The sequence below is a fragment of the Chimaeribacter coloradensis genome, from assembly GCF_002858715.1.
Taxonomy (GTDB): domain Bacteria; phylum Pseudomonadota; class Gammaproteobacteria; order Enterobacterales; family Enterobacteriaceae; genus Chimaeribacter; species Chimaeribacter coloradensis.
Genome location: NZ_PJZH01000036.1, coordinates 21,063 through 27,120, shown reverse-complemented (window position 1 = coordinate 27,120; position 6,058 = coordinate 21,063). Strand labels below are relative to the sequence as shown.

General features: G+C 57.2%; 6 protein-coding genes. 2 read left to right on the top strand and 4 right to left on the bottom strand.

The window, feature by feature from the left end:
- Positions 1–526 precede the first annotated feature (526 nt).
- The gene (purH, locus tag CYR32_RS19630; RefSeq protein WP_101826803.1) at positions 527–2,116 is read left to right on the top strand and encodes a bifunctional phosphoribosylaminoimidazolecarboxamide formyltransferase/IMP cyclohydrolase; all 1,590 of its coding nucleotides are present in this window, start codon (positions 527–529) and stop codon (positions 2,114–2,116) included.
- Positions 2,117–2,163: 47 nt separating this feature from the next.
- Positions 2,164–3,459 carry a phosphoribosylamine--glycine ligase gene (purD, locus tag CYR32_RS19625; protein ID WP_101826802.1) on the top strand — a complete coding sequence of 432 codons (1,296 nt, stop codon included), beginning with the start codon at positions 2,164–2,166 and terminating at the stop codon, positions 3,457–3,459.
- Between the two features lie 79 nt (positions 3,460–3,538).
- Here the strand turns inward: purD and CYR32_RS19620 are convergent, their stop codons facing one another.
- From CYR32_RS19620 to nfi, 4 genes are all read right to left on the bottom strand, one after another.
- Entirely contained in the window at positions 3,539–4,210 is a 672-nt protein-coding gene (locus CYR32_RS19620; protein ID WP_175578836.1) for a DUF1481 domain-containing protein, read from the bottom strand.
- Positions 4,211–4,249: 39 nt separating this feature from the next.
- Positions 4,250–4,522, bottom strand: a complete 273-nt coding sequence (hupA, locus tag CYR32_RS19615) for a nucleoid-associated protein HU-alpha (protein ID WP_072933606.1) — start codon at positions 4,520–4,522, stop codon at positions 4,250–4,252.
- Positions 4,523–4,711: 189 nt separating this feature from the next.
- Positions 4,712–5,302: a YjaG family protein gene (locus tag CYR32_RS19610; protein WP_101826800.1), complete on the bottom strand. Its 591-nt coding sequence runs from the start codon at positions 5,300–5,302 to the stop codon at positions 4,712–4,714.
- Positions 5,303–5,358: 56 nt separating this feature from the next.
- Positions 5,359–6,048 (bottom strand): deoxyribonuclease V, encoded by a 690-nt coding sequence (gene nfi / locus CYR32_RS19605; protein ID WP_101826804.1) that lies wholly within the window; start codon positions 6,046–6,048, stop codon positions 5,359–5,361.
- Between the last annotated feature and the right edge of the window lie 10 nt (positions 6,049–6,058).

Below are 6,058 nucleotides of genomic sequence, written 5' to 3'. Positions count from 1 at the left end.
TTTTGTGCATCCGAAGATGCTGGATATCGTCTTGTGAGTGCCCACACAGATTGTCTGATAAATTGTTAAAGAGCAGTGAGTTACGCGCTTTCGCTTGCTAACTCGAGGTGGCGTATATTACGCTTTCCTCTTTCAGAGTCAACCTCTTTTTCAGAAGTTTTTTCTCTTTCGTTCCGGCCGCTTGTGAAGTGAATCACTTGCGCCGTGTCGATGGAGGCGCATTATAGGGAGTTCCGCGCAGGCCGCAACAGGTATTTTGCAGAAAAGTGGTCGTTTGCTGCATTCCACAGCAAAATGCGGCCTTATACCCTCTTTTACACAAACTTATCCACAATCGCGATCTGGAGCCAAATTTTACGAGCGCCGCGCAATCGTTTTCGCTACAATTCCAGCGCGCTGTAAATGACGTTCAACTGGCTGCCCCTGTGGGGGCGTTATCTGAATAGTGCCCATGCTTCTCACTTTTCCGGGCAGAATTCACATAACGCTCTTTATTGAGACTCCAAAGCCAAGGGATAAAACCACCATGCAACAACGTCGTCCTATTCGCCGCGCACTGCTCAGTGTTTCTGATAAAGCCGGTATCACTGAATTCGCCCAAGCATTGTCTCAGCGTGGGGTCGAATTACTCTCCACAGGCGGCACTGCCCGCCTGCTGGCAGACGCCGGTCTGCCGGTCACCGAAGTGTCTGACTATACCGGTTTCCCGGAAATGATGGACGGCCGCGTCAAAACGCTGCATCCGAAAGTTCATGGCGGCATTCTGGGCCGCCGTGGCCAGGACGATGAGATCATGCAGCAGCACGCCATCGACCCAATCGACATGGTGGTCGTTAACCTCTACCCCTTTGCACAGACTGTGGCACGCCCGGACTGCTCCCTGGCCGACGCCGTTGAGAATATCGATATCGGCGGCCCGACCATGGTGCGCTCCGCGGCCAAGAACCATAACGATGTGGCGATTGTGGTCAAAAGCGGTGACTACCTGGCTATCCTGCGCGAGATGGACGACAACGAAAACAGCCTGACCCAGAAGACCCGTTTCGATCTGGCGATCAAAGCGTTTGAGCACACCGCGGCTTACGACAGCATGATTGCCAACTATTTCGGCACACTGGTGCCCGCTTACCACGGCGACAGCCAGGAGCCGTCCGGCCAGTTCCCCCGCACGCTGAACCTGAACTACATCAAAAAGCAGGATATGCGCTACGGTGAGAACAGCCACCAGAAAGCAGCCTTCTATATAGAAGAAGAGATCAATGAGGCCTCGGTCGCGACCGCTGAGCAGTTACAGGGCAAAGCGCTCTCCTATAACAACATTGCTGACACCGATGCGGCGCTGGAGTGTGTGAAAGAATTCAGTGAGCCGGCCTGTGTTATCGTCAAGCATGCCAACCCGTGCGGTGTGGCGATCGGCAGCTCCCTGCTGGACGCCTACGATCGCGCCTACAAAACTGACCCCACCTCCGCCTTCGGCGGCATTATTGCATTTAACCGTGAGCTGGATGCCGCCACTGCCCAGGCGATCATCAGCCGTCAGTTTGTTGAAGTGATTATTGCCCCGTCCATCAGTGCAGAGGCCCTGGCACTGACCGCCAGCAAACAGAACGTTCGCGTGTTGCAGTGTGGTGAATGGGCAAGCCGTACCGCCGCGCTGGATTTCAAGCGCGTCAACGGTGGCTTGCTGGTACAGGATCGCGATCTGGGTATGGTGGCTGCGCGCGATTTACGCGTGGTTTCCCAGCGTCAGCCTACTGAGCAGGAGCTGCGTGATGCGCTGTTCTGCTGGAAAGTGGCCAAGTTTGTGAAGTCCAATGCCATTGTGTATGCACGTGATAATGTGACCATCGGCATCGGCGCAGGGCAAATGAGCCGCGTTTACTCGGCGAAAATTGCCGGTATCAAGGCCGCGGATGAAGGGCTGGAAGTCAAAGGGTCGGTTATGGCATCTGATGCCTTCTTCCCGTTCCGTGACGGCATTGATGCCGCCGCCGCCGTGGGCGTGACCTGCGTGATCCAGCCGGGGGGGTCTATTCGTGATGACGAAGTCATTGCCGCCGCCAATGAACACGGCATCGCTATGCTGTTCACCGACATGCGCCATTTCCGCCACTAGTTTCTACTGCGGGTGCATGAGGCACCCGCCGCTCCGGAGTGTTGTAAATGAATATCTTGATTATTGGTAATGGCGGCCGTGAGCACGCCCTGGCCTGGAAAGCGTCCCAATCCCCTCTGGCAGATACTGTGTATGTCGCGCCGGGCAATGCCGGCACGGCGCTGGAGCCGCTGCTGGTCAATGTGGATATCGCCGCCACTGACATTCCCGGTTTGCTGGCATTTGCCAAAGCCAATGATATCGGCCTGACGATTGTTGGCCCGGAAGCCCCGCTGGTGATTGGCGTGGTGGATGCCTTCCGCGACGCCGGCCTGAAAATTTTTGGCCCGACCCAGGCTGCTGCACAGCTGGAAGGCTCCAAAGCCTTTACCAAAGATTTCCTGGCGCGCCACCAGATCCCAACAGCCGAATACCATAACTTTACCGACGTAGAACCGGCGCTGGCCTATGTGCGCAGCAAAGGCGCACCTATCGTGATCAAAGCGGATGGGCTGGCAGCCGGTAAAGGGGTGATTGTCGCCATGACGCTGGAAGAGGCGGAAGCGGCAGTGACCGACATGCTGGCCGGCAACGCCTTCGGTGACGCAGGCCACCGCATTGTGGTGGAGGAGTTCCTGGAGGGCGAAGAGGCCAGCTTCATCGTCATGGTCGATGGCGAGCATGTGCTGCCGATGGCGACCAGCCAGGATCACAAGCGCGTGGGCGATGGCGATACCGGCCCGAATACCGGGGGGATGGGCGCTTACTCCCCTGCCCCGGTGGTGTCAGAAGAGATCCACCAGCGCGTGATGGAGCAGGTCATCTGGCCGACCGTGCGCGGCATGGCGGCGGAAGGCAACACCTATACCGGTTTCCTCTATGCCGGGCTGATGATCTCAGCCGACGGCCAGCCCAAGGTGATTGAGTTCAACTGCCGCTTTGGCGACCCGGAAACCCAGCCGATTATGTTGCGCCTGCGCTCCGATCTGGTGGAGTTATGCCTGGCCGGTGCTGAGGGCAACCTCGGCGGCAAAAGTTCTGTCTGGGATGAACGCCCGGCGCTGGGCGTGGTGCTGGCTGCCGGTGGCTATCCGGGTGACTACGCGACCGGTCAGGTTATTCACGGCCTGCCGCTGGAAGAGGTGTCCGACGGTAAAGTGTTCCATGCCGGTACCCGTTTGCAGGATGAGCGCGTTGTTACCAGTGGCGGGCGTGTCTTGTGCGTCACGGCGCTGGGTGCGACCGTGGCCGCGGCGCAACACCGGGCGTACCAGCTGGCAGCGGATATTCAGTGGGAAGGCAGCTTCTGCCGCCGGGACATCGGCTACCGCGCGATCGCCCGCGAAAGCCGGGAAGAGAGCTAAGCCGGTTTATCAGAATAGAGAGGGCGCTGCGGCGCCCCTTTTTATTGGGCCGTGTGTATTCAGGGAAGCACCGCTCGCGTTACAGATTGCCCGGTTTCGGTTCCCATCGGCAGAAATCTTCATTCGCCACCAGCAACAGCTCCGTGCCTTCCGGCGCACTCAGCCATGCCAGCCCCAGGCGATCATTCGCCCGGCTCGCCCGTTTCGCCAGCCAGACCTGGGAATAAGCGCCAAACCGGGGGCTCACCGTCTCACCATTGCAGGCAGTAATCACGCCCTGGTTCCAGCGCCCCTGCATCAGGGTTACCTGGCCGGCACGCAGCGTCTCGCTCAGCTCCAGTACCGCACGGGCCTGGTATTTATAGCGCTCAATATCATCCGCGGAGAGCTTCTCACGGCCGGAGGCGTGCTGGCGCTGCATAAAGCTGACGTCACCCTGTTGATCAAGACGCAACTGGACGGTTTCCGCGTCGGGGCCATCGCGGGTTTCGCGGATTTGGCTGAGGTGGTTATCCTGGTATTCGTAGCGCGTTATAACCGTCTGTTTGCCGCGGTAAGGGCTGTAGACATTAATCAGCGTTTGGGGATGGTTTTGGTCATCATCCTGACGCCAGAGCCGGTTAATGCCCTGATCGGCAATATACCCGCTGGCGGTAAAGGTAGGCGGTTCGGTGTGGAAACTACAGCCCGCCAGGCCGGTTGCCAGTAATACGGCAAACAGGCTGCGGCGGGCAAACAAAAGGGGCGTCATCGCCCCTCTGTTTATTCTTTTCACAGATGCGCGGTTAGATTACTTAACAGCGTCTTTCAGTGCTTTGCCGGAAACGAAAGCCGGAACGTTGGCAGCAGCGATTTTGATTTCGTTGCCTGTCTGCGGGTTGCGGCCGGTGCGCTCGCTACGATGGTTTACCTTGAAAGTCCCGAAGCCAACCAATTGTACAGCATCACCCTCTTTCAGAGACTCAGTAATCGCGGTCAGGGTTGATTCCAGTGCGGCTTTAGCCTGAGCCTTGGAGAGATCAGCCTTGTCTGCGATTACATCAATCAGTTGAGTCTTATTCATAAGTTATCCTTACAGTGTGTTTATCGTTTGCAAAGCATCGAGTGCGACGGATATGCCGATGGACAGCACTCTCCTGCATACACGCACCGATAGCCACTTTTTTTACGCCCCCCAAATGTAGACCAGACAGGGTGCGGATGTGAAGCCTTAAGGCACGACAAATCAGGCGTTAAATCACGTTTTGTTGCCTTATTGCGTTAAATTTATCCCAATGTTGCTAACCGCTGCTTCACGCAGGTCAGAACGTAACCCTTTGATCAGATCAATATCGCGCTCTTCACAACCGGCTAACAGACGGAAAATTTCCCATTGGATATCCCACTCTTCCTCGACTGCCGGCAACACTTTCAGTTCGGCATCGGTCATCTCTTTACCGGCCTGCGTCATCTCCAGCATGGCGACAGTACGGATCGAGGTTTCGCTGATTGCAACAGCATGAGAGTAAGTCTCACCGCTGAGCCGCGAGTGGATAAGTTCCCCTAACGCGATACACGCGTCGATTGCGGGGTAAACGCCGTAAAGATCGTACTCTTCTGCCGACGGGATAGCCTCTTCCAGCTTCTCCAGTTGGCTGTCGAAATTAACTTTTGCATCTTTGACGACTAATGTTTCCCAAACCAGATCCAAAATGCGGCGGTAGACCTGCGGATCACCAAATTCGGTCTGCAGGCAGAACATTTGATAGTTGGGGTACATACGCTCGCACAGGCTCGCCATAAAGGTGACGTGCTGCCAGCTTTCCAGCTTTTCAAGGCGCAAATGGATCGGGTTTTGTAACATGTTCAGTTCTCATTAATGTTGCTGCGCGGCAGTGTACCCGAAAATATCCCGGAACCCTATTCCTCGATTCCTAAAGAGGGCGGCAAGGCCTGCCAGCGCTGGAAAGCCGGACGGTTTGACGCCACCGCATCCGCCCAGCGGGTCGGTTCCGGTAACCGGTAGCCCCGCATGCAGCGCTCGACCCACATCAGCGCACTGTCGGTACTGACCCGGTGCCCGGTGGCGACAAACAGCGGGTTACAGCGCATTTTACTGCGCCATACCCAGGCCAGCTGCTCGCCCTTGTCCATCAGCGGCTGCTTCGCCCCCACTTCCGGCCCCAGCGGCTCGAATTTGCCGCACAAGCGCTTTTTGGCGACCCCGATGGTCGGCACATCCACCAGCAGGCCAAAATGGCTGGCAACGCCCAGGCGGCGCGGGTGGGAGATGCCGTGGCCGTCAACAAACAGCAGATCGGGCTTCTGCTGCAACTGCTCCCAGGCGGCAAGCAGCGCCGGGTACTCACGGAATGACAGAAAACCCGGAATATAGGGCATGGTGGTGTTGATACGGGCGATGCGGTGCTCCACCAGTTCCAGTGAGGGGTAGCGCAACAGCGCGATAGCCGCGCGCGTCACTTCCCCTTCCTGTTCAAACCCCACGTCTGCCCCGGCAATAAATGCCGGCTGGTCAAACGAATAATCATCATGGCGGATCACCTCCGCCGCCTTAATTATCTGCTGCTGGCGCAACTCCTGAGTATCAATCAAACCTGCT

Bases quoted from the DNA above. Each gene is read 5' to 3' on its own strand.
- purH (WP_101826803.1), top strand. From the start codon at position 527: ATGCAACAACGTCGTCCTATTCGCCGCGCACTGCTCAGTGTTTCTGAT.
- purD (WP_101826802.1), top strand. From the start codon at position 2,164: ATGAATATCTTGATTATTGGTAATGGCGGCCGTGAGCACGCCCTGGCC.
- CYR32_RS19620 (WP_175578836.1), bottom strand. From the start codon at position 4,210: ATGACGCCCCTTTTGTTTGCCCGCCGCAGCCTGTTTGCCGTATTACTG.
- hupA (WP_072933606.1), bottom strand. From the start codon at position 4,522: ATGAATAAGACTCAACTGATTGATGTAATCGCAGACAAGGCTGATCTC.
- CYR32_RS19610 (WP_101826800.1), bottom strand. From the start codon at position 5,302: ATGTTACAAAACCCGATCCATTTGCGCCTTGAAAAGCTGGAAAGCTGG.